This is a genomic window from Pseudomonas sp. S8, assembly GCF_050473925.1.
In the GTDB taxonomy this organism is placed as follows: domain Bacteria; phylum Pseudomonadota; class Gammaproteobacteria; order Pseudomonadales; family Pseudomonadaceae; genus Aquipseudomonas; species Aquipseudomonas parakoreensis.
This window is the reverse complement of record NZ_JBFDVZ010000016.1, coordinates 1059265-1080907: the sequence shown is the minus strand read 5'-3', so window position 1 is coordinate 1080907 and position 21643 is coordinate 1059265. Positions and strand designations below refer to the sequence as shown.

Below are 21643 nucleotides of genomic sequence, written 5' to 3'. Positions count from 1 at the left end.
CGGCGACGCGACAACAGAACGGAATCACCATGGAAATCACGAATCACGCCGTCATGCCCGGCGAAACCCTGAGCCAGATTGCCTCGCGCTACAACAGCACCGTGGCGCAACTTCGCCAACTCAACCCATTCATCACCGATCCGAACAACGTCAAGGTCGGATGGAACCTGAGCGTCCCTAAAGGCGCGCAAGCCGCTTCAGCTACACCCGCTGCTTCGACACCCGCTGCGCCTAAGGCGCCTGCCGAGACGGCTCCGAATGCTGCAACACAGTGCTCTGCGGAAGACTTGGTTGAGCTGGATCCGGTCAAGGACTCTCCCGATGGTTCCTCAAAGACCTTCAAGCCTCACGCCCCACCCTGCTCCAAGACTTTTGCGAGCGCCATTTATGCGACAGAGGAACAAGAGTTCTGGCTACTCCCTGAGCGGGCAAAGTCCGCCATCAAAGAGTCGATGTTCGCGCTGGATAAAATGATTGCCCCCAGCAAACCACGTGATGCACGCCTGAACGGGCTGCAAGAATCGGGTTTGCTGGAATACTTCCTTGAGCCCAAGTTGAGCAACTTCCTCACGGGTGCGAAGCGTACACGTATGGAAGAATTTGAGGCGATGGGGGATGAGATCGAAATCGATCCCGCAACCGCTAAGAAGAGACAAAACGAAGCCAATCGAAACAAGCCGGTAGCCGCACCTGCTCAACCTCCGCAGGAAGACACTGCACAATCGCGCATTGACCGTTTGAATGCGGACATAGCTACCCAGCAAAGTATTCGCAAAGAGTTTGTAGATTTCCACAAACGGCGGACTGAGTGGCTTGAGCTGAAAAAGGAAGCGATAAAAGCGGCGAAGCTTCAGGGCTACTCCTACGAAAGTGGATCGCTGTACTCCAAGGAGGCAATTGAAGCCCGCGCGCGCGTGCAAGCATATCTTGAAGCGCGAAAAAAAATACTCAGCAATAAAGACTTCAAACAAGTACCCCTTGAAGACGTTGCAAAGGCGCTAGCTGAGCAGAAAAAAAGTTACGAAAGCATATGCAGCGGTATGAGCGACTGTACAGCGGACATGTCTGGGTATGTCTACACGCTGATCAAAAACGCCGACGCACTGAATTACCATGCTTACACCGAGTCCATTATCAAAGTTTCGGAGTACGGTATCGCACTTCCGGAGTTCGCGCTTATCAGTGACGGCCTTCCATCGGGCATCGCGCAATTCAAGTTGTATCTGGACACAGAGAAGAAGCAGGCAGAAGTCACGGCTCAGCTTCAGGAAAAATACAAACGCTGGATCGAGGCGACCGGTCAAAATGCCCAAGCGCCAGCGGGCTTGGTTGACGTAGAGCGAGCCGAGTGGGATCGGCTGCAAAAAATCAAGGACGACCTTCAGGCAACAGCCCAAAGTAATGTCAGTGCAACCAAGCCTGGGCGTCATCTCATCTGGGAACCAGAAGAGTTCCAGCCTAAACCAGTCGACCGCATGGTTAAACCCGGGTTTCCTCTTCGTGAGGTCAGCCTTTCGGACGCCAAGGGTACGCCTTTGGGCTGGTTCAGCATGACAAACCTGAAAGATGCTAAAAAAATCCTGAAGGAGGATGGAAAAAGTTTAGGCGGCTCGTTAAAAAAGGTCATAAAAAGCCCACCGACCGACGCGACAGAAGATTCTGATAAAAACAGTGAAACCAGCTCATTCCGCGAATGGCTCCTCGCGCAGGGCGCAGTCAAGTTCAGCGACCAAGTAGGTGACTGTTTTGATGAAAAGGGCTGGTTTAAAGCCAACGATTTCTACGCTTATTTGAAAAAACAGGGCTACACCGTCACTGAACTGGAGAACAGTGCAGCATTGACCAGTTGGGGCAAGCACCTTCAGCAGTTGGTCTTCCGGAAAAGCGTTCGCGGAAAAATCCGACTCTTCGATAACAGCCCTCAGGCGCAATTCGTTCGCTGCCTGACTCCTCCCCAGCCAAGCATTCACGGCGAAGTAAAGCTGGAAGGTCCCAAAATGTCCGCGGCCGAAGGCTTTCAGATGTCGGCCAACGTAGGTCTGAGCCTGGACCTGGCACGCGGAGAAGTACAGTTGATGAAAATCGACATGCCTGCCAAAGCGAGCGCTAAAGATATAACGCTGGATTATTCTTTGGACGGCGTGCCGCAGAAAATGAGCTTCGGCCGGTTCTCCTTTCACTTTGGTGTGAAAGCTTGGGGGTACGCCGGGGCATCGCTGCTACTGGCGGGTACTGTCGAGTTGAGCCCCATCCTTGGCAACGTCAAATACGGCGCCTCCCTCAGCCCGGTCAAACGCGCACAGCGTGAAGACGCATCAGCCAAAGAAGAACGTGCAGATCACGATGCGGCCAAGAAAGCCAAGGCCGACAACGGTGACAACAGCCCTACTCCCGATCTTGAACACAAGTCCAAATCCGGCACCGTTGCCAGCACCAAAAGCACAGACCAAGTGCTAACCGGGCGTGCCGCCAATGTCCAGATCGAAAACGGAGCGAAAGCGACTTTCAATGTTTTCGGAGGCTTGCAAGCCGCCATCGAACTCACCGGCGCACTGAACTGGGCACCACCTAAAGAGCTGGTCGCACTGCGCACGGCTCCAGCGATGGGTATCGGCAGCGATAAAGACGCGAAAAAAGCCAATCCATGGCTAACCCTTGCCAAGCTGAGTGGTTCTGTGGGAGTTGCGCTGGGCGCAGGATTCCAGGGAACGGCGCAAATTTCTGTGGATAAGGGCCGCTTTATTCTCAATCTGAAGGCTGCGGTAGTGCTGGGCCCTGGTGCTAACGGCAGCTTTAAGTTTGAGATTGGTTATGAGGCGGTGGTAGATATCATCAACTTGTACCGTAAGGAACTTCACAAGACTAAAGGTCGCAACGTCGAGTGGATGGATCCTGAAGCGAGTGAATATGCGTCAGCGCTTAATGCATTGGGTGCTACCGGGTTGAACGTAGCGATGGCGTACATGATGCGTTGGGATGTTGTGATGAGCCTATATGAGGCGCTGACTCGTAGTGGCAAGGGTGGCCCAATTGCGGAAGCGATTGTTGAGTACGGCAACCAGAGCGAGCTAGAGGACTGGTGTATTAACGCGATCCCTAGCGCATTGGGGCCGCTGCTTAGAACATTAAGTAGCCCGCCTGAGGCGTTCTCTGTAAATAGCGAAGGTTCAAAACGAACATATCCACAATCGGAAGCTCATGCACTTCAACAGAAAGCAATCGAGCGGATTTTAGGTTGGATTGTTAAGAACGCACAGAAGAACAACACTATCGACAAAGCACAAAGCCAGTTTGAGATGGCGTGTATGTCGATGAATGAATTCGGTGTAAGAGCTGCTAACTCAGAGCAAGATTACTGCAAGAATCGATTTGCGCTAGACAGTTTCATGGCAGAAGGCGTTCAAAACCTACTAGACAAACAAAGCAACAGTGCCAGAGAGCGTTACAAAAACCACGTTAGGCTGCTTGGCGCAAATCTTTCAGAGTATTGCCAGAAAAATTTTGCTCCTCGTCCAAACTACTCTAGCAGTGGAGCGTCACCACTTCTAAGAAACTTCTAATGAGCACAAAAAACATGAGTACTTATAAGGCACTTCGATCGCTAATCATCTGGTCTGTTATTTTCTGTCAGAGCGTAAGCACTGTAGCATTTGCCTACACGCCAGACAGCCAGAAAAACAGCAACAAAAGTAGCGGTATTACCTTATACAACCAATTAAAAATCGACACTGCCATTCCGCAATTAGAAAAAGACGCAAAGGCCGGCGATGTAGACTCCCAATATTACTTAGGAGAGGCTCTTCGAAAGCGGAATCGCTATATGACGAGCGAAGCAAAGCAATGGTATGAAAAAGCTGCGAACAATGGGTCTATATTTGCGATGATTCAATTAGGTCGCCAAAACAATGATCTTTGCAAAAAAATGAACAACTGCCCCCCTAGCGAAAAATCAAGCGCCGAATGGTTGAGCCAGGCAAAAGATCAAGCTATGAAGGGAGCAAGCAAAGGCGATCCTGAGTCTTTGTATTTGATGTATGAAATAACTTTCGATCGTACCTGGTTAGAAAAATCGGCTAGCTCAGGCTACGCGCTCGCACAGTATTGGATGGCCGTCGGTGATCGGCAAGGTGAGGGATTTTTCCTTCTTCCCGGGAAGCGGGAAGCATCAGTAAGCCGGTGGTTGAAAGCGGCTTCTGAGGGAGGGAATCCAAAAGCAATGATGGATTACATTGAGATCCTTTATAAAAACAACGATCTCGAGGGCGTCCGTCATTGGCTTCAAGTAGCGGCTGAAACAGGGGATCAAAAAGCAATCAGCAGCTATGGCTCTTACCTTGCTCATGCGCCTGATCAGGTTGGTTACCCTTTGGATTTGGTTAAGGGCTATGCACTGATTAGCCTGCTCAAAGAGCTGGATGGGGGTGGTGCCATTCAGGATTTCGTTCAGGATACTCTTGAAGAGATTGGGGCAAAGATGACTTCCGAACAGATTGAAAGCTCAAAAGCAGTCGCTAAAAAATGGAAAGACAGTCACCCGCCCCTCTCCTTTTTCCCCGAAAAGCTGGGACGTTAAAAACAATTATTTCTGCGAAAGAAATGCCGTAAATAACGGAAAGAGTGAGTTGTATGAACTCTACTTCAACCTCACTCATTCCCTTCTTGCTACAACATCAAACCGGCGCCTTCCAATCCAGCATCTGCTGCTGTGCCACCTGCAGCAAATCATTGCCGTCCTGCGCCAGCAGATACAGCGCATGGGTAATGTGTGGAATATCCTGAACATCGCCATGGCGGAAGCACAAGCAGTGCAGGGTTTCGAGCAGGTCGCTGCAGGCGCGGATGCGCTGGACGGCGGCTTCGAGGATGTCTTGGGGGTTGGCTTGAGTGTCGATGACCATTGGCGCGCTGTCGGTAACGCCGCTGTTTAGAGGGTGATAACGATTGGGTAACGGATTTAATATCGGCATCAGAGTTATCTCTTGCTGGGTAAGGTAACCCGCCGACACCGTGACCAAACGATGGGAGGCGGACTGTATGCAAGTTTGGTCAACTGAATACCCAATCAGCTCGCCCGAAGGCGTCCTGCACACAGCCGCCACAGCGATGCACTACGAAGACATAGATGTCCGCGGTGCGAATGATGGCACACATGTGTGAGTATTTTCAGGTGACCAAACCCGAGCCGCTGATTTTGCAGCGACGTCAAACCATAACCGCCCCGTTCCCGCCGCCGGAAGCAGACAAAGCATCCATCCTTGTAGGAATCGGCACCGCATCCCCGAGAAATCCTCCCTCCGCCAGACAGCCGGCGTTCAGCCAGGTTAACCATCGCTTAACGCCGCAGTCCAAGACTGTACTGAACCGCACACCTCAGCCGCTGGCTGGCGCCGAGTGCGGCAGGTTCGGCCGTATGGCGCCGAACGCTTATTCCGTCGCACGGGAGTCCGATTCATGAACATTCGCACGCTATTGCTCACCTCCACCCTCGCCTGCACCGCATTCGCCGGACTGGCTCAGGCCAATGACACCTCAGCCACGTCAAAGGCCGTTCCCTATCAGTACGGCATGCCGTTGCATGTGAACAAAGTGATTTCCATGACCGAGCAGCCCACGCGCCAATGCAAGGTCGTGAGCGCTGATATGAAGTACATCGACAATGCCGGCAAGCCTGCGGAAATCACCTACCGGAAAATGTCTGACGCCTGCAGCGAGCAGAACTGACAGAAGGCTCTGATTTGCGGCTTTGCGGTAGGCGATGAAGGCTTCGCGGGTTATGCTCGGGGTCCCTTCTTACTGCCGCAAGGACTCGCCATGCAGTTGTCGTTTCGCACATTGTCGATCATCACCGCTTCGTTGTGTTTTGTACTGGCGCTGGTCTGGGGCTTTTTCCCGGAGGTATTGCTGGCGATCTGGAGCATTGAGTATTCGAGCGCTGTCGGGTTTGTCGCGCGGCGCAGTGCGGTGCTGTTTGCGGCGTTGGGGGTGATGTTTTATCTGGTGCGCAGCGCGCCGCCGTCGCTGGGTCGCAATGCCCTGAGCAACGGGTTTATCGTTGGTTGTTTTGGTCTGGCGGTGCTGGGGTTTGGCGAATGGCTGAACGGCCATGCCGGCCCCGGGATTCTGCTCGCGGTGCTGGTCGAGTTCGCGCTGGGCCTCGGCTTTGTGCAGGCCCGGCGCGTGACGGTCGAACTGGGTGAAACGGTGAGTTAAACGGCTCTGGATCGTGGGCTGTAATGCGACTGCGTGGTTTGTTGCGCCAGATCCGAACGCAGGCCGGCGATCAGGTCGTTGATCTCGCGGCAGCCATTCAGATGGCTGGCATCGATACCCGTGACGTGCAGATCAACCTGGTCAGTCTGGTGGTCGCCGAAGACCTTGACGGTCATCGACAAGTCTGGTGACAGCGTGCACTGGCAGCGTTTAGGCAGAAAACTGCTTTCAATGATATTGCGTAGTTCCAAGGCAGACAGAAACATGGTGAACCTCTCCTTATTGATGAAACTGCCAATCAACTCTTCACGTTGACCGCTTTTGCTGCCCCTGCACGGGTGTGTCCCCGCTGATTCCCTGGTGCGGCAAACGGTTGTACTGCGAAATGCCCATTGGAGTATAGGCGCCCGAAGCCGGTGCGCTGCACCAAAGCGACGCATAAAACGTGCCTTTCATCGGGTCATTTCGACCCTCATAAAATCAAGCACTTGGCGCGCTGGCCAGCAGTTGGCCAGTTGCAAAATGCAAGATCGACCCTCTTGGGCACTGCAATTTGCAAGTCGACGCCGGTTTGCATTCATCGCTGATGACAGTGAGAATGCCCAACATCCACCCTACACCCGCCAGGAGGCTTTCATGGGTTCTTCACGCGCTCGCGCGACAATCGGTCTGCTCGTTGCCGGCCTGTCCACCCTCGCCCACGCGGCCAAACTCGAAGACGTCGCGCCGTATCCCAAGGCGGAAAACGGCTTCACCCGTCAAGTCATCTACCTGCCCAAACAGGATCAGGAGGAGAACTTCCAGGTTGAAGTCCTCGCCGGCAAAACCCTGGAAGTCGACTGTAACCGCCAGCGCCTGGGCGGCGCTCTGTACGAGAAAAACCTCGAAGGTTGGGGCTACCCGTTCTACCGGCTGGAAAAAGTCATCGGGCCGATGAGTACGCTGATGGCTTGTCCGCCCGGCAGCCAGAAAAAGCGCGCCTTTGTCCCGGTCGTCGATGATGGCTTCATGCTGCGTTACAACAGCAAGCTGCCGCTGGTGATTTACGCGCCCAAGGACGTCGAAGTGCGTTACCGCATCTGGTCGGCTTCGGACAAGGTCGGTACCGCCATCGCGGAATGACCTGAAACAGGAGCGCCAAACTTGATTACTTGCCATGTGCGATACGTGATCGATCCGTACCAACTGACCGAGTTCGAAGCCTATGCCAAGGCTTGGCTGGGCATCGTCGAGCGCTTGGGCGGCACCCATCACGGCTACTTCCTGCCCTCCGAGGGCGCGAGCAACATCGCCTATTGCCTGTTCAGCTTTCCTTCGCTGGCCGATTACGAAAGCTACCGGCACATCGCGCTGACCGACCCGGAAAGCACGGCGCTGGTGGAATCGCTGGTGCAGAAGAAATTCATCGTCAGTTACGAGCGCAGTTTCCTGCGCCCATTGCTGCCCTGAGTGTAATCACGCCGGGACGCCGCACATCGCGGCGCGCTCGGCGACGTGGCGCAGGCTGTCGAAGTTGATGTTGGCGCCGGAGTCGATCGCGACGAAAGTCTGCTCGCGAACACCGCTGCGCGCCACGTATTGTTTGATGCCGGCCACCGCCAATGACCCGGAAGGCTCGGTGATCGAGCGGGTATCGTCGTAGATATTCTTGATCGCCGCGCACAGCTCGTCATTGCTGACGGTAACCACCTCGTCCACGCAAAACCGGCACACCTCAAATCCATAAGCGCCGATCTGCGCCACGGCCACGCCATCGGCGAACGTACCGACACTGGGCAGCACCACCCGCGCATCCGCGTGCAGCGCCGCCTTAAGGCAGGCCGAGTGCTCCGATTCGACACCGATGATCCGTACCTCCGGCCGCAGGTATTTGACGTACGCCGCGATGCCGGCGATCAGGCCACCACCGCCCACCGGGACGAAGATCGCATCCAGCGGTCCCTGATACTGACGGAGGATTTCCATGGCCACCGTGCCCTGGCCGGCGATCACCTCCGGGTCGTCAAACGGCGAGACGAAGGTGCGCCCGGTCTGCTCGGCCAGTTGCAGCGCATGGGCCAGGGCAAACGGAAAACTCTCGCCGTGCAGCAGCGCCTCGGCACCCCGACTTCGCACCCCAAGCACCTTGAGTTCGGGCGTGGTCGAGGGCATGACGATGGTCGCCGCGACCCCCAGTTCACGCGCCGCCAGCGCCACGCCCTGCGCATGGTTGCCCGCCGAAGCGGTGATCACCCCGCGTGCTTTCTGCGCATCGTTCAATTGCACCAGTTTGTTGTAGGCGCCACGGATCTTGAAGGAGAACGTTGGCTGCAGGTCCTCGCGCTTGAGCAGAACCCGATTGCCCAACGCCTCGGACAGCGCCGGCGCCGCTTGCAACGGCGTACGCACGGCAATGTCGTAGACCGGCGCGGCGAGGATCTTTTTCACGTACTGCTCAAGCAGGGTTTGCTGGTCAGGGCTGTATTTCATCGTCATCTCCGGGCGCTCTGTGTAGGAGCTGCCGAAGGCTGCGATCTTTTGACTTTGTTATTCTCAAATCAAAAGCAAGATCAAAAGATCGCAGCCTTCGGCAGCTCCTACAGGGAGCCTTCGTTGGTAAAACCCAGGAGACAGAAAATGAAAACCCGCCTCTAGGGCGGGTTGGGTGCTGCAGTCGTGAGCTAGCCCGCCAAATGAGGAATGGCGGTAATAATGCTTGGCTGGCAGCGCAATACGGTGGAAGTCATGGGCCTGAAGTTAGCCCGGCGGCGAGCGGCGAGTCAATGGCTTATTTGACACTGGCGCTATAGGCTGGCGTCGGCCAAGTCACCACGGATCACTTGGCCAACCGCCGCAACCCAAACAACATCCCCCCGGCCCCCAACAACATCACCAGCAGAAACGCGGGGTAGGAAATCCACCACGGCGTACCCGCCGTCATCATGCTGAATTCCGACATCCCGCCAATGCTCGCAATCAGGTTCAACGGCAGAAACACCACGTTGATCAACGTCAGTTTGCGCAGCAGGTTGTTCATGCTGTTGTTCATCAGATTGCCGCGCGCATCGATCAGCCCCGAGAACACCGTGGAGTAGATCTCCGCCTGCTTGTAGCACTGGTTATTCTCGATGATCAGGTCGTCGATCAGTCCGATCGCCTCGCTGCCGAAATGCTGTTTTTCCGCATGATTGCGCAGCCGCGTCAACACCGCGCCGTTGCTGTGCAAGGCATTGATGTAATAGATCAGGCTTTCGCTGAGGTTGAACATCTGCACCAGATGCTGGTTCTGCATCGAGGCGTTGAACTTCTGTTGCAGCTCGCGGGCGACCAGTTTGATCACCTTCAGATGGCCAAGGTAATGGTGGATGTTGTTGAACAGCAGATCGAGCAACACATCCAGCGGCGCATTGAGCGGCTGGCGCGTACCGATGCCGTGCAGCGGCGTGTCGTCGGTGGCGATCACCAGCAATTGACCGGGCGAAAAAAGCAGGCCACAGGACGACACTTCAAACGCCAGGCTGCCCCCGCCGGAATAGTTTTCCGGGCGCTTCCAGATCAGAAACAAATGATCAGGGTGAAACTCGATTCGCGAGACTTCATCCGGGTCCAGCGCCGAAGCCAGTGCGTGTTCGTCGACCTTGTAGTGGCTGTGGAGCAAATCGCGCTCGGCCGCATCGGGGTTGCTGAACAGCATCACCTCGGCGTCCAGCCGCTCGACCCGCTGCAACGCGCCATGAGTCAGTGCGAAACTGCTGATCATCGGCGCTTCACCAGGCCTGGCCGCGACGTTTGAGCTCCAATCGTCGCACAAACTCCTCCAGCACCAGTGAATACAGATCGTCCTGCAAGTAGGCATCCTCGATGCCGGCGTCGAGGTTCGGGTTGTCGTTGACCTCGATCACCACCACTTTGTCGCCGGCCTGTTTCAGGTCTACGCCGTAAAGGCCATCGCCGATCAGGTTGGCGGTCTTCACCGCCAGTTCCACCACCGCTCGCGGCGCCTCGTGCACGGCCAGGGTGCGACACTCGCCGTTGACGTCCTGGCCCTTGGCTTTGTGGTTGTAGATTTGCCAGTGACCCTTGGACATGAAGTACTGGCAGGCGAAGATCGGCTTGCGGTTGAGCACGCCGATGCGCCAGTCGTACTCGGTGTAGAAAAACTCCTGAGCCAGCAACAACACCGAGTGTTCGAACAGTTCGGCAGTAGCCTCCAGCAACGCCTGCTGACTTTCGACTTTGATCACTCCGCGAGAAAAACAGCCGTCGGGGATCTTCAACACCAGCGGAAAACCGAGGCGTTCACCGACCCGTTCGAAATCTTCCGGTCGCTCCTTGTAGAGAATTTCCGTGGCGGGCATGCCCAATTGATGGCTGTTGAGCAGGTCGGTCAGGTAGACCTTGTTGGTGCAGCGCAGGATCGACGTCGGGTCGTCCATCACCACCAGGCCTTCGCTTTCAGCCTTCTTGGCAAAGCGGTAGGTATGGTTGTCGACGCTGGTGGTCTCGCGAATCAACAAGCCGTCGTACTCAGCGATCCGCGCATAGTCCTTGCGCTCGATCAGTTCGACGTCGATGCCCATACGCTTGCCGACCCGGACGAAATTCTCCAGTGCCTTGGCGTTGGATGGCGGCAAGGCCTCCTGCGGATCGTGCAGGATCGCCAGGTCGTAACGCGCCACTTGCGGCGAGCGTGGTGCTCGCCAGACTTTACGGCTGAAGCCGTCCAGCGCATTGGCGAACTGATCTTCTTGGTCATCACGCAGCTTGTGCAGGGCACCGGACTTAATGCCTTCGATGTGCCAACCGTTAGTTCGCCGAAACTCAACTAACAGAATCGGGCACGGAAACACTTCAAACAATTGTCGAGCTAGATCCTGCAGCGGCTCGATATGCGTCTTGCCGAAGTAAAGCGTCAAGGTGAAACCTTCGGTATCGCTGTACAGATGATGAGTGAGGGCTTTTTCCAGAGTTTTATCGAGATCGTCCAGTGCCAGACCGTAAAGCGATTTTTTCGTCAGTTCGCTGATGGTGCGCACCGATGGAATCACCTTGTGGCCGCGGGCTTCTGCCAGCAGCGAGCAGTAGTAACCGTGCCCCAGATACTTGTAGCTGCGGCACAGATTGATCACCTGCACGCGCTTGCCCGGCTCGTTGTCACGGGTTTGCTCGAGGTATTCCTGAGCGGTGACGATGTCCTCGCTGGGGAAGTACGAGGCCCAATCTTCCTTGCGTTCGACGATGATCAACACTTGACTGGAAGTTCTGATGGCTGGATTTAAAAAAGTTGCCGCCGGCAAACTTTGCTCGGATACTTCGCGCCAATGACCCTGTACCGCTGACATAGAGATTGATCCGTTGGAGAACAAGACCATTTCTATTAAGCACGAAGTTTTTCGAAAGTCCCGTTTCGTTACGCAACTTTTACGGTGGTCATATGAGTGCTGTTTTTCGTTTGGCGGTAGTTGAAGATTTGCCAGCGCTGCTGGCTCTGGAAATGCAATGTTTCACCAGCGACCGGCTCACCAGTCGCAGCTTTCAATGGATGATCACCCGCGCCCATGCGCAACTGCTGGTCGCCGAACTTGACGGTCGATTGCTCGGCTACGCCCTGGTGCTGTTTCATCGCGGCACATCACTGGCGCGCCTGTATTCCATCGCCATTGCCGGCGAAGCTCGCGGTACTGGGCTGGGAAAACAACTGCTGCAACGTATCGAGGCCTGCGCCGTGGAGCATGACTGCGCGTACCTGCGTCTTGAGGTGCGCATCGACAACCCCAGCGCCATCGCGCTTTACGAGCGCAACGGCTATCGGCGCTTTGCGTTGATTCACGATTACTACGAGGACCACGCCGATGCGCTGCGCCTGGAAAAGCGCATTGTTCAGCACCGTGATTCGCGCAATATCAAGGTGCCCTATTACCTGCAAACCACCGATTTCACTTGTGGCCCGGCCTGTCTATTGATGGCCATGGGCGCGTTGCAGTCGGCGCGCTCACTGGAGCGACGTGAAGAATTGCAGATCTGGCGTGAGGCGACCACGGTGTTCATGACGTCCGGCCATGGTGGCTGCAGTCCTCAGGGCTTGGCACTGGCCGCTTGGCGTCGAGGTTTCCAAGTGCGTTTACAGCTCAGCATGGCCGGGCCATTGTTTCTCGATGGCGTGCGCGATGAGCATAAAAAAGACGTCATGCGCCTGGTGCATGAGGAGTTCAGCGCACAAATGCACGAGACCGATATCGAGCGCAAAATTGGCAACCATCTGGATTTACCGCGCCTGCTGCAGACTGGCGGACAGCCTCTGGTGCTGATCAGCAGCTATCGCCTGACCCGTTCCAAGTCCCCGCATTGGGTGGTGGTCACCGATTGCGATGAAGACTTTGTGTATCTGCACGATCCGGATGTCGACCACAGCCAGCATCGTCAACCGATGGACTGCCAGCATGTACCGGTCAGCCATGGTGAGTTTGAGAAGATGAGTCGGTTTGGGCGTGGGAAATTGCGCGCGGCGGTGGTTTTGTATGCCCGCGCTACGCCAACTATCGTCAGGCCCTAGAGGTTTTTTTGTGGCGAGGGAGCTTGCTCCCGCATTAGTGCGTAGTGCTCATAAGAGCTTAGGGCTGCTGCGCAACCCAGCGGGAGCAAGCTCCCTCGCCAAAGGACATCAGTGAAAATTAGAAGTGAAGTTATTTCAGGCCGACCTTGTACAGCGCACCGTCCTGCTCATCCGTCAGCACATACAAATAGCCATCCGGCCCCTGCCGCACATCACGAATCCGCTGTTTAAGTTCGCCCAATAGCCGCTCCTCGTGCACCACCTTGTCCCCATCGAACTGCAAGCGGATCAGCTCCTGACTGACCAGCGCGCCGATGAACAAATTCTGCTGCCACGGCTTGAAGCGATCAGCGTCATAGAACGCCATGCCGGAAACACCCGGTGATTTCTCCCAGACATGGTGTGGGTCAACCGCACCTTCGACACTTTTGCCCTTGGCTTCGGGTATTGGTTGCAGGGAATAGTTGATGCCGTGGGTCGCCAGCGGCCAGCCGTAGTTTTTCCCACGCTCGATGATGTTCACCTCATCGCCGCCACGGGGACCATGTTCGTTCTCCCAGAGAGTGCCGTTCCACGGATTGAGCGCCGCGCCCTGCGGGTTGCGGTGGCCGTAGGACCAGATTTCCGGACGTACGCCGGACTGCCCCACGAACGGGTTGTCATCCGGCACCTTGCCATCGGGAAAAATCCGCACGACCTTGCCCTGCAGTTTGTCGAGATCCTGCGCGGTCGGCCGATCATTGTTTTCGCCGAGGGTGATGAACAGATAGCCATCGCGGTCGAACACCAGACGTGAACCGAAATGGTTACCGGTCGAGAGCTTCGGCTCCTGACGGAAGATCACCTTGAAATCGCTGATCGTCTTCAAATCGTCCGACAGCCGGCCTCGCCCCACCGCCGTCCCGGCCTTATCCCCGGCGCCCCCGCCCTCGGCGTAGGACAGGTAGACCAATCGATCCTGTTTGAAGTCCGGCGACAGCACCACGTCGAGCAAACCGCCCTGGCCTTTGGCCCAGACCTTGGGCACGCCGCTGACGGGCTCGGAACGCTTGCCATCAGCGGTAATCACCCGCAGGTTACCCGGACGCTCGGTCACCAGCATGCCCTGACGATCCGGCAGAAACGCCAGCGCCCACGGATGCTCCAGGCCTTGAGTAATCGTGGTGACTTCAAGGGCGCCCTGCTCGCTCTGCAGCGCTTTGGGGGTCGCAGCGAAGGCGGGCGCGCTGATCAACGCGCCGGCGCACAGCGTGGCTAGAAAGGTTTTACGCAACATGCACGATTCCTTTTGTTCGTTTCGAAGGCTGACAGGCGCTCAGGCCTGATGTTCAACGGTTGCTGTCTCCATCACGCGGCGGTGGGTTGGGAATGAATTTGGGTGGTGTACTCGGTACCGAGCGTTGCTGCTGACCATTGCCGATGCCGCCATTGCCAACGGTGGGCGTACTGGGCACCGGCACTGTATTCGGCCCGCGAATCACCGGCGTACTGGGCTGGGTGCCCTGCATGCTGTTGGGATTGGCCCGGCGAATCGGGCTGTTGTAGGGATTGTTGCTGTTGCCGGTGGGACTTTGTGCCAGCAACAGCGGCGCGGACGGTGCCGTGACCTCGGCATGCGCAAGACCTGCCCCAAGGAGCAGAACGATCATTCCGGGCAATATTCGGTTCATGGGACGGCCTCTCGATGCACAGGTGATAGAGCCTTCGAGTCCACGCTACGCCCCGGGTTCGGATTTGTTAACCCATCGCCCTTAAACAAGATGTAACACAGCTTGACCGACAGCACTGCTGTCTCCGGCAAACGCTGGAAACTTTCGCCGCCGGCTGCAGGTCACCTGAACATCATTCGCGGAGGACTCACCATGGCTCGGGCAATCTGGAAAGGCGCAATCAGTTTCGGACTGGTGCATATCCCCGTTGCGCTGGTGTCGGCAACGTCTTCGCACGGCGTCGACTTTGACTGGCTCGACAGCCGCAGCATGGATCCGGTGGGTTATAAACGGGTAAACAAAGTCACCGGCAAGGAAGTCACCAAAGAGCACATCGTCAAAGGTGTGGCCTATGAGAAGGGCCGCTATGTGGTGCTCAGCGAGGAAGAAATCCGCTCGGCGCACCCGGTGTCCACGCAGACCATCGACATTTTCTCCTTCGTCGATGCCGAGCAGATTCCACTGCAGAACATCGACACGCCTTATTACCTGGCCCCGGACAAACGCGGCGGCAAGGTCTACGCCCTGCTGCGCGAAACATTGAGCAAAACCAACAAGGTCGCACTTGCCCGCGTCGTTCTGCACACTCGCCAATATCTGGCGGCGCTGATGCCGCTGGAATCGGCGCTGGTGCTGGTGAAACTGCGCTGGCCGCAGGAGGTGCGCGGCCTCGACGAACTGGAACTGGGCAGCGAGGTGACCAAGCCGCAACTGGCCAAGGGCGAGTTGGACATGGCTAAACGTCTGGTGCAGGACATGAGCGGCGACTGGAGCCCGGAGGACTACAAGGACGAGTTTGAGGACAAGATCATGGCCTTGGTCGAGAAAAAGGCCCACGAAGGCAAGATCGAGGATGTCGAAACCGTGGGTGGCGAAGAGGAGCGCAAGTCTGCGGATGTGATCGACTTGACCGAGCTGCTTAAACGCAGTCTGGGTGGGAAAGCGCCGGCCAAGTCCAAGGCTAAACCGGAGAAACCCACGAAGTCCACGCCGGCAAGGAAAACCAAAAAAGCCTCTGGGGAATGAATATTCAACGCCTGTCAGGTAACTGACAGGTTGCTTTTGAGACAGTCATCGCCAGCAGGGTGGCTCCCACGGTTTGCAATGCATTCCCCTGTGGAAACCAGTCTGTGGCAATGACAAACAGGCGCGACACAACAGTCAGATCAGAATGAAGATCGCCAGCAAACCGCCAAAGATCGCCCATTTTTCCATGTAGTAACGCGCGCGATTGCGCTTTTTCAGCTCTTTGCCACGCAGTCGCACTTTGTAGATCTTGGTAAACAGACGGTTGATCCCGCCGGTACGGTCGCCCGCATCGTTAGGCGCGCCTGCCGCCGACATCACGGTGCGACTGAACCATCTGTTGAACGCTGCCGCCCAGCGATATTTCATCGGACGCTCGATGTCGCAGAACAGGATGATGCGGTTTTTGTCGGTGGTGTTTTCGGCGTAGTGGATGAAAGTCTCATCGAACATCACCGCTTCACCGTCGCGCCAGTGGTAGCTTTCACCGTCGACGTTGATGTAGCAACCCGCGTCGTTCGGCGTATCCAGGCCCAAGTGGTAGCGATAGGAGCCCGCATACGGGTCACGGTGACGAACCAGTTTCGAACCCGGTGGCAGTTCGGCAAACATCGCGGCCTTGATCGAACCGATGCTCTGCACCAGTTCTGTGGTGCGCGGGCACAGTTTCATCGCCGACGGATGACTCTCGCCATACCACTTGAGGTAGAAACGCTTCCAGCCACTTTTGAAGAATGAGTTGAAACCCACATCGTCGTACTGATTCGAGCGTTTTATCTCACCGGCACGCAGCAGGTCCTGCCCTTCCTGGCGAATTTCTTCCCAATGCGCCTGCAACGGGCTCAGGTCCGGAAACTCGGACGGATCCAGATAGGGCTTGTTTGGTTTCTTTGAAAACAGGTACAGAAAGCAGTTGATCGGCGCCAGAAACGTCGAGTGGTCGCTCAACTGACGGCCCAGTTTGTGACGCACACGACCACGAAGGTGAACGTATGCAATGGAAATGACATAAATAGCGGCAATGATGAGTTTCACGGAAATCGTCACACGTCAAAAGTGAACAAACTGCGCGCCTGCCGGCCAAAGGCCCAGGGTCTGATGCAGTGGCATGAATACAAATACTGTCCCGGTGGCACTTCCTTGAGCCCATGCCGTGAGCGGCTATTGGGTAATCGGATGGCATTTTAGCCATACTTTGTAACCAATGGTGAACCTGATCTGTGAAAAACTGTCGGCTGAATCTGCCAAACGGCAGACGCGACAGTACGCTCGTGCAGGCGCATGAGTGCTGACGCAGAGCAAAACAGAGGTTATTCCGGGAAGGGCCGCAGCGTTTGCGCTGAGCTTTGACGTGTACGTTTCAGCCGCTGCGTACCAAGCCAGATGTAATCCGCACCTGACTTGAAAATGGTCCGCGGGCCATGAGAAATGAGTTTAAAAGGGTGAAGCGAAACCCGCCAGGTTTGGAGCTCAACCGAGCATGACACCTGGCGGGTTGCGAGTAAGGGCTTATTTATCGGTAGAAAGGCTCGCCTTGCTCAATCCCTTGGTATTGTGATCGCCTGGCGTCGTGGCGGAGACCGCCGTGGCTTTCGACAACCCCTTGGTGTCCTTGGAATGCGCTACACCTGAAGTCGCCAGGCCGTGCCCGCGGTCGGTATTGTGGTCGCGTCCAATATGTTGGCCACTGACGCCATGATCCCGTACGGCCCTGCCGTCATGATCCGTTTCCTGGCCTTCAGCGCGGCCATTGCTGGAGACGCTGCCTGAGTGCCCGGCACTGTCGCCGCTATGGCCAGCGCTGCCGGCACCGCCGCCGTGACTGCCTCCACCGCCAGCGCCACCGGCGCCACCACCACCACCACCACCACCACCACCACCACCACCACCACCACCACCACCACCACCACCACCACCACCACCACCACCACCACCACCACCACCACCACCATCTTTGGCGTGGGCAGAGGCCATGATGGACAGTTGAGCAGGCAGTAACGGCGCAGCAGCAAACATCATTACGCAGGACATGACGGCAACCAGATTTTTCTTTTTAAAACGCATGACGGCATCCACAGGGGTTGGTTTTACTGCCATCTGAGATGCATTCATTTAGATCTGGTTCACCCACAAGCGATCAGCGGAAGCCAATCGCCTTATTTATAAAGTGGGTGAGAATGTATTGCTTTTACCTTAGGTGAACAGATTCAAAAAATCAGATTCATTGACCTGCCATCAGACTAATCGAAAGCGCCATTCAGCACTTCGTAGATAAGCCCGCTCGCAATGGCCACCAGAATCAAGTCGGTGCCCGCCTGCTGCCACTCATATCCGTCGTAATGAGGCAATCGCCCCGCCAGACGTCCATCCAGTTTTTTGGCGATGCCCGGCGGCAGCGGTTTGCCGCGCGCCAGATTCTTTTGAATACCGGGAGGCAACGCCGGACCAGGGCTCCAGTAGTCTCTGTAGCCGTTGAGCACGGTCAGCACACCGCTTCGATCGACTACTGGTGCATGGTCCCAGTTGCCCGAACTGGATCCTTTGTTTTTGCCCCCTTGATTGCCATGGCCCTGACTGTTCTGCGGGCCGCCCTTGCCGTTCCCTTTGCCGTTGCCATTGCCATTTCCGGGATCGGCCAATGCCGTTACAGAACTCACCGCCAAGGCCAGACAAGTAACAGACGCAACCAGTAAGCGTTTTTTAAACATGACCGTCCTCTCATCGGAAATTCCTTGATGAAATGTAGACGACATCAGGCGTTTTAGTTCCTCCCATGATTGTTGGAAGCCCGCATCGACACTCATGAATTCGATAGACCACGGCGTGAACGCGCATTTCACGCTCCCCGATGCAGGCAGTCTGCCGGTTCGTCAGCCTCCGCCATACAACTGCCGCATGACTTATGCGACAATGCGCGCAATGTCTGGCATGAATCCCGCCTTTAATGCCCAACAGCCTGGACGCCGTGTCCAGTTGCTGCTCTCACCCCTCGCCTGCTGGCTACCGCCAACACTGACCGGGTAGGGAAGAAAACGCTCCAAAATGCCCCAGAAATGGCCCAAGCGCCAAATGTGCGGCTCGCAACCCATTGATAGGTAAAGCAATTGATCTCCACAGCTAACATCACGATGCAGTTCGGCGCCAAGCCGCTCTTCGAAAACGTTTCGGTCAAATTCAACGGCGGCAACCGCTACGGTCTGATCGGCGCCAACGGTTGCGGCAAGTCGACCTTCATGAAAATCCTCGGTGGCGATCTCGAGCCATCCGGCGGTCAGGTCATGCTCGAGCCGAACGTTCGCCTGGGTAAATTGCGTCAGGATCAGTTTGCCTACGAAGAATTCACCGTGATCGACACCGTGATCATGGGTCACGAAGAGTTGTGGAAGGTCAAGGCCGAACGCGATCGTATCTACTCGCTGCCGGAAATGAGCGAAGAAGACGGCATGGCCGTGGCCGAGCTGGAAACCGAGTTCGCCGAGATGGACGGCTACACCGCCGAATCCCGTGCCGGTGAACTGCTGCTGGGTCTGGGTATTCCACTGGAACAGCATTTCGGCCCGATGTCTGAAGTGGCGCCAGGCTGGAAGCTGCGGGTCTTGCTGGCTCAGGCACTGTTCTCCGATCCGGAAGTGCTGTTGCTCGACGAACCGACCAACCACCTGGACATCAACACCATTCGCTGGCTGGAATCGATTCTCACCGTGCGTAACAGCACCATGATCATCATTTCCCACGACCGTCACTTCCTTAACAGCGTGTGCACGCACATGGCTGACCTGGACTACGGCGAACTGCGTCTGTTCCCGGGCAACTATGACGAGTACATGACGGCCGCGACCCAGTCCCGCGAGCAACTGCTGTCGGACAACGCCAAGAAGAAAGCCCAGATTGCCGAACTTCAGACGTTCGTCAGCCGCTTCTCGGCCAACGCCTCGAAAGCCAAACAGGCCACGTCCCGCGCCAAGCAGATCGACAAGATCCAGCTGGCCGAGGTCAAGCCTTCGAGCCGTGTCAGCCCGTTCATCCGTTTCGAACAGACTAAAAAGCTGCACCGCCAGGCCGTGACCATCGAGCAGATGTCCAAGGGCTTCGACGGCAAGACCCTGTTCAAGAACTTCAGCTTCACCGTTGAAGCCGGCGAGCGCGTGGCGATCATCGGCCCGAACGGTATCGGCAAGACCACGCTGTTGCGCACCCTGATGGGCGAGCTGACGCCCGACGCCGGTTCTGTGAAATGGACCGAGAGCGCGGAGCTGGGCTACTACGCTCAGGATCACGCCCACGACTTCGAAGACGATGTCAGCCTGTTCGACTGGATGGGTCAGTGGACGCAGGGCGAGCAAGTGATTCGTGGCACCCTGGGTCGCATGCTGTTCTCCAACGACGAGATTCTCAAGTCGGTCAAGGTCATCTCCGGCGGTGAGCAAGGTCGTATGCTGTTCGGCAAGTTGATCCTGCAAAAGCCGAACGTGCTGGTGATGGACGAACCGACCAACCACCTGGACATGGAATCGATCGAGGCGCTGAACCTGGCGCTGGAAAACTACCCGGGTACGCTGATCTTCGTCAGCCACGACCGTGAGTTCGTATCGTCTCTGGCCACGCGCATCATCGAGCTGAGCCCGAACGGCGTGACTGACTTCAGCGGCACTTACGATGACTACCTGCGTAGTCAGGGTGTGGTGTTCTAAAGATAGCGGCGAACTTCCCGCTCCAAGCTTCAAGCGAAAGCCCTGTCGGTGTGACAGGGCTTTTTGCATTTCAAGGGATCGTGATTTTGTGCTGCGAAGCCCTTCGCGAGCAGGCCCTCAAAAGCACCACCGACTTCTAGTAAATTAGTTAGCCTGCTTCCTTTTATTTCAGCACCCAGCCATGATGCCGATTCTCCCACCGCCGCCCGCGAACGAGTCCACATGCCTGCGCAGCAACAGCCTTTGCAAAGCTCCCTGGCGATCACCCTGCAGATCGTCTCCATCGTTTTCTATACCTTTATCGCCTTCCTGTGCATCGGCCTGCCGATTGCAGTGTTACCCGGCTATGTTCACGAGCAACTGGGGTTCAGCGCGATCGTTGCCGGACTGGTCATCGGCTCGCAATATCTGGCGACTTTGCTCAGTCGACCGATGGCCGGGCGCATGTCGGACACGCTGGGTACCAAACGGGCAATTGTCTATGGCTTATCGGGGATTGTGCTCAGCGGCCTGTTGACGCTGATTTCGACGCTCCTGCAAGACTTCCCGGTGCCGAGCCTGGTCATTCTGATCATCGGTCGGCTGCTGCTCGGCGTTGCACAGGGTTTGATCGGCGTCGGCACCATCAGCTGGTGCATGGGCCAGGTCGGCGTGGAGCACACGGCAAGGTCGATCGGCTGGAACGGCATTGCCTCCTACGGCGCGATTGCGATTGGCGCGCCGCTGGGCGTGGTGATGGTTGCCGACTACGGCTTTACCAGCCTGGGCATTGCCCTGTCGGTACTGGCGGCGGCCGCTCTGGTGATCATCCGTAATAAACCCTCGGTACCGGTGGTGCGCGGCGAACGGCTGTCTTTTTGGGCAGTATTCGGGCGCATCGCACCGTATGGGGCCAGTTTGAGTCTGGCGTCGATCGGTTACGGCACGCTGACCACCTTCATCACCCTTTATTACCTCAACCGTGGCTGGAGCGGCGCTGCGTATTGCCTGACGGTATTCGGCGTGTGCTTCATCCTGTCGCGGCTGCTGTTCATTTCGGCGATCAGCCGTTTTGGCGGCTTCAATTCGGCGATCGCCTGCATGAGCATCGAAACCCTAGGCCTGGTGCTGCTGTGGCTGGCACCGTCGACCGCGTTCGCCTTGATCGGCGCGGGGCTGGCCGGGTTTGGCCTGTCGCTGGTGTATCCGGCGCTGGGAGTCGAGGCGATCAAGCAGGTGCCCAGTTCCAGCCGTGGCTCGGGGCTGGGGGCTTATGCGGTGTTCTTTGATCTGGCACTGGCAATTGCCGGGCCACTGATGGGCGCGGTGGCGTTGAACCTGGGATATGCGTGGATTTTCTTCAGCGCGGCGCTGTTGTCGGTGCTCGGGTTGGGGTTGACCTTGTTGCTCAAGCGCCGGGCGGTGAGCTGAAATACGAAATCAAAAGATCGTCCGAAGGCTCGGGCCGCGATCGGACGATCTTTTGATCTTTGATC

At 56.6% G+C, this 21643-nt stretch carries 19 protein-coding genes and 1 pseudogene; 10 read left to right on the top strand and 10 right to left on the bottom strand.

Features of this window, described 5'->3' with window-relative positions:
- The first annotated feature begins 29 nt into the window (after window positions 1-29).
- A complete protein-coding gene (locus AB1J88_RS06200; RefSeq protein ID WP_430290513.1) occupies window positions 30-3560 on the top strand; it encodes a LysM peptidoglycan-binding domain-containing protein in 3531 nt (1176 codons plus the stop codon).
- 14 nt (window positions 3561-3574) lie between these two features.
- Complete coding sequence (locus AB1J88_RS06195) at window positions 3575-4573, top strand: sel1 repeat family protein (protein ID WP_142579996.1); 999 nt, start codon at window positions 3575-3577, stop codon at window positions 4571-4573.
- Between the two features lie 97 nt (window positions 4574-4670).
- Here the strand turns inward: AB1J88_RS06195 and AB1J88_RS06190 are convergent, their stop codons facing one another.
- Complete coding sequence (locus tag AB1J88_RS06190) at window positions 4671-4967, bottom strand: hypothetical protein (RefSeq protein WP_400758142.1); 297 nt, start codon at window positions 4965-4967, stop codon at window positions 4671-4673.
- A 484-nt stretch (window positions 4968-5451) separates the two neighbouring features.
- Between AB1J88_RS06190 and AB1J88_RS06185 the strand changes: the two genes are divergently transcribed.
- Both AB1J88_RS06185 and AB1J88_RS06180 read left to right on the top strand, forming a co-directional pair.
- The gene (locus AB1J88_RS06185) at window positions 5452-5721 is read left to right on the top strand and encodes a DUF2790 domain-containing protein (protein ID WP_430290512.1); all 270 of its coding nucleotides are present in this window, start codon (window positions 5452-5454) and stop codon (window positions 5719-5721) included.
- A gap of 90 nt (window positions 5722-5811) precedes the next feature.
- Window positions 5812-6210: a hypothetical protein gene (locus tag AB1J88_RS06180; protein ID WP_262947891.1), complete on the top strand. Its 399-nt coding sequence runs from the start codon at window positions 5812-5814 to the stop codon at window positions 6208-6210.
- On the opposite strand, the gene AB1J88_RS06175 is transcribed toward AB1J88_RS06180, so the two are convergent.
- On the bottom strand, window positions 6207-6476 hold the full coding sequence (locus AB1J88_RS06175) for a DUF1652 domain-containing protein (protein ID WP_047294641.1): 270 nt from the start codon (window positions 6474-6476) through the stop codon (window positions 6207-6209). The two genes, AB1J88_RS06180 and AB1J88_RS06175, sit on opposite strands and share 4 nt — an antisense overlap.
- A 370-nt stretch (window positions 6477-6846) precedes the next feature.
- Here AB1J88_RS06175 and eco point away from each other — a divergent pair, with 370 nt between their 5' ends.
- Both eco and AB1J88_RS06165 read left to right on the top strand, forming a co-directional pair.
- Window positions 6847-7332 carry a serine protease inhibitor ecotin gene (gene eco, locus AB1J88_RS06170; protein ID WP_430290511.1) on the top strand — a complete coding sequence of 162 codons (486 nt, stop codon included), beginning with the start codon at window positions 6847-6849 and terminating at the stop codon, window positions 7330-7332.
- 21 nt (window positions 7333-7353) lie between these two features.
- The gene (locus AB1J88_RS06165) at window positions 7354-7659 is read left to right on the top strand and encodes an NIPSNAP family protein (RefSeq protein ID WP_003225174.1); all 306 of its coding nucleotides are present in this window, start codon (window positions 7354-7356) and stop codon (window positions 7657-7659) included.
- A 24-nt stretch (window positions 7660-7683) separates the two neighbouring features.
- Here the strand turns inward: AB1J88_RS06165 and ilvA are convergent.
- From ilvA to AB1J88_RS06150, 3 genes and pseudogenes are all read right to left on the bottom strand, one after another.
- Window positions 7684-8685: pseudogene (gene ilvA / locus AB1J88_RS06160) on the bottom strand (threonine ammonia-lyase, biosynthetic); the annotation flags it as partial.
- Window positions 8686-9025: 340 nt separating this feature from the next.
- Window positions 9026-9949: a magnesium transporter CorA family protein gene (locus AB1J88_RS06155; protein WP_047294645.1), complete on the bottom strand. Its 924-nt coding sequence runs from the start codon at window positions 9947-9949 to the stop codon at window positions 9026-9028.
- Window positions 9950-9956: 7 nt separating this feature from the next.
- Window positions 9957-11531 (bottom strand): RimK family protein, encoded by a 1575-nt coding sequence (locus AB1J88_RS06150; protein ID WP_047294647.1) that lies wholly within the window; start codon window positions 11529-11531, stop codon window positions 9957-9959.
- 92 nt (window positions 11532-11623) lie between these two features.
- On the opposite strand from AB1J88_RS06150, the gene AB1J88_RS06145 reads away from it, so the two are divergent.
- The gene (locus AB1J88_RS06145) at window positions 11624-12742 is read left to right on the top strand and encodes a peptidase C39 family protein (protein WP_430290510.1); all 1119 of its coding nucleotides are present in this window, start codon (window positions 11624-11626) and stop codon (window positions 12740-12742) included.
- A 130-nt stretch (window positions 12743-12872) separates the two neighbouring features.
- Here the strand turns inward: AB1J88_RS06145 and AB1J88_RS06140 are convergent, their stop codons facing one another.
- Window positions 12873-14018, bottom strand: coding sequence for a PQQ-dependent sugar dehydrogenase (locus AB1J88_RS06140; RefSeq protein WP_430290509.1), 1146 nt, complete (start codon window positions 14016-14018; stop codon window positions 12873-12875).
- 52 nt (window positions 14019-14070) lie between these two features.
- Complete coding sequence (locus tag AB1J88_RS06135) at window positions 14071-14412, bottom strand: hypothetical protein (protein WP_145598224.1); 342 nt, start codon at window positions 14410-14412, stop codon at window positions 14071-14073.
- Window positions 14413-14604: 192 nt separating this feature from the next.
- Here AB1J88_RS06135 and AB1J88_RS06130 point away from each other — a divergent pair, with 192 nt between their 5' ends.
- A complete protein-coding gene (locus AB1J88_RS06130) occupies window positions 14605-15477 on the top strand; it encodes a Ku protein (RefSeq protein ID WP_047294709.1) in 873 nt (290 codons plus the stop codon).
- A 135-nt stretch (window positions 15478-15612) separates the two neighbouring features.
- Here the strand turns inward: AB1J88_RS06130 and lpxO are convergent, their stop codons facing one another.
- From lpxO to AB1J88_RS06115, 3 genes are all read right to left on the bottom strand, one after another.
- Window positions 15613-16512 carry a lipid A hydroxylase LpxO gene (lpxO, locus tag AB1J88_RS06125; protein WP_430290508.1) on the bottom strand — a complete coding sequence of 300 codons (900 nt, stop codon included), beginning with the start codon at window positions 16510-16512 and terminating at the stop codon, window positions 15613-15615.
- A 474-nt stretch (window positions 16513-16986) separates the two neighbouring features.
- On the bottom strand, window positions 16987-17541 hold the full coding sequence (locus AB1J88_RS06120) for a hypothetical protein (protein WP_430292667.1): 555 nt from the start codon (window positions 17539-17541) through the stop codon (window positions 16987-16989).
- Between the two features lie 176 nt (window positions 17542-17717).
- Complete coding sequence (locus AB1J88_RS06115) at window positions 17718-18185, bottom strand: anti-virulence regulator CigR family protein (RefSeq protein ID WP_041064396.1); 468 nt, start codon at window positions 18183-18185, stop codon at window positions 17718-17720.
- Between the two features lie 396 nt (window positions 18186-18581).
- Between AB1J88_RS06115 and AB1J88_RS06110 the strand changes: the two genes are divergently transcribed.
- Both AB1J88_RS06110 and AB1J88_RS06105 read left to right on the top strand, forming a co-directional pair.
- On the top strand, window positions 18582-20168 hold the full coding sequence (locus AB1J88_RS06110) for an ABC-F family ATPase (RefSeq protein WP_041064399.1): 1587 nt from the start codon (window positions 18582-18584) through the stop codon (window positions 20166-20168).
- Window positions 20169-20390: 222 nt separating this feature from the next.
- A complete protein-coding gene (locus tag AB1J88_RS06105) occupies window positions 20391-21578 on the top strand; it encodes an MFS transporter (RefSeq protein ID WP_430290507.1) in 1188 nt (395 codons plus the stop codon).
- The last annotated feature ends 65 nt before the right edge of the window (window positions 21579-21643 follow it).

Coding starts and splice junctions, on each gene's coding strand:
- AB1J88_RS06200 (WP_430290513.1), top strand. CDS start 30: ATGGAAATCACGAATCACGCCGTCATGCCCGGCGAAACCCTGAGCCAG.
- AB1J88_RS06195 (WP_142579996.1), top strand. CDS start 3,575: ATGAGTACTTATAAGGCACTTCGATCGCTAATCATCTGGTCTGTTATT.
- AB1J88_RS06190 (WP_400758142.1), bottom strand. CDS start 4,967: ATGCCGATATTAAATCCGTTACCCAATCGTTATCACCCTCTAAACAGC.
- AB1J88_RS06185 (WP_430290512.1), top strand. CDS start 5,452: ATGAACATTCGCACGCTATTGCTCACCTCCACCCTCGCCTGCACCGCA.
- AB1J88_RS06180 (WP_262947891.1), top strand. CDS start 5,812: ATGCAGTTGTCGTTTCGCACATTGTCGATCATCACCGCTTCGTTGTGT.
- AB1J88_RS06175 (WP_047294641.1), bottom strand. CDS start 6,476: ATGTTTCTGTCTGCCTTGGAACTACGCAATATCATTGAAAGCAGTTTT.
- eco (WP_430290511.1), top strand. CDS start 6,847: ATGGGTTCTTCACGCGCTCGCGCGACAATCGGTCTGCTCGTTGCCGGC.
- AB1J88_RS06155 (WP_047294645.1), bottom strand. CDS start 9,949: ATGATCAGCAGTTTCGCACTGACTCATGGCGCGTTGCAGCGGGTCGAG.
- AB1J88_RS06150 (WP_047294647.1), bottom strand. CDS start 11,531: ATGTCAGCGGTACAGGGTCATTGGCGCGAAGTATCCGAGCAAAGTTTG.
- AB1J88_RS06145 (WP_430290510.1), top strand. CDS start 11,624: ATGAGTGCTGTTTTTCGTTTGGCGGTAGTTGAAGATTTGCCAGCGCTG.
- AB1J88_RS06140 (WP_430290509.1), bottom strand. CDS start 14,018: ATGTTGCGTAAAACCTTTCTAGCCACGCTGTGCGCCGGCGCGTTGATC.
- AB1J88_RS06135 (WP_145598224.1), bottom strand. CDS start 14,412: ATGAACCGAATATTGCCCGGAATGATCGTTCTGCTCCTTGGGGCAGGT.
- AB1J88_RS06130 (WP_047294709.1), top strand. CDS start 14,605: ATGGCTCGGGCAATCTGGAAAGGCGCAATCAGTTTCGGACTGGTGCAT.
- AB1J88_RS06120 (WP_430292667.1), bottom strand. CDS start 17,541: ATGCGTTTTAAAAAGAAAAATCTGGTTGCCGTCATGTCCTGCGTAATG.
- AB1J88_RS06115 (WP_041064396.1), bottom strand. CDS start 18,185: ATGTTTAAAAAACGCTTACTGGTTGCGTCTGTTACTTGTCTGGCCTTG.
- AB1J88_RS06105 (WP_430290507.1), top strand. CDS start 20,391: ATGCCTGCGCAGCAACAGCCTTTGCAAAGCTCCCTGGCGATCACCCTG.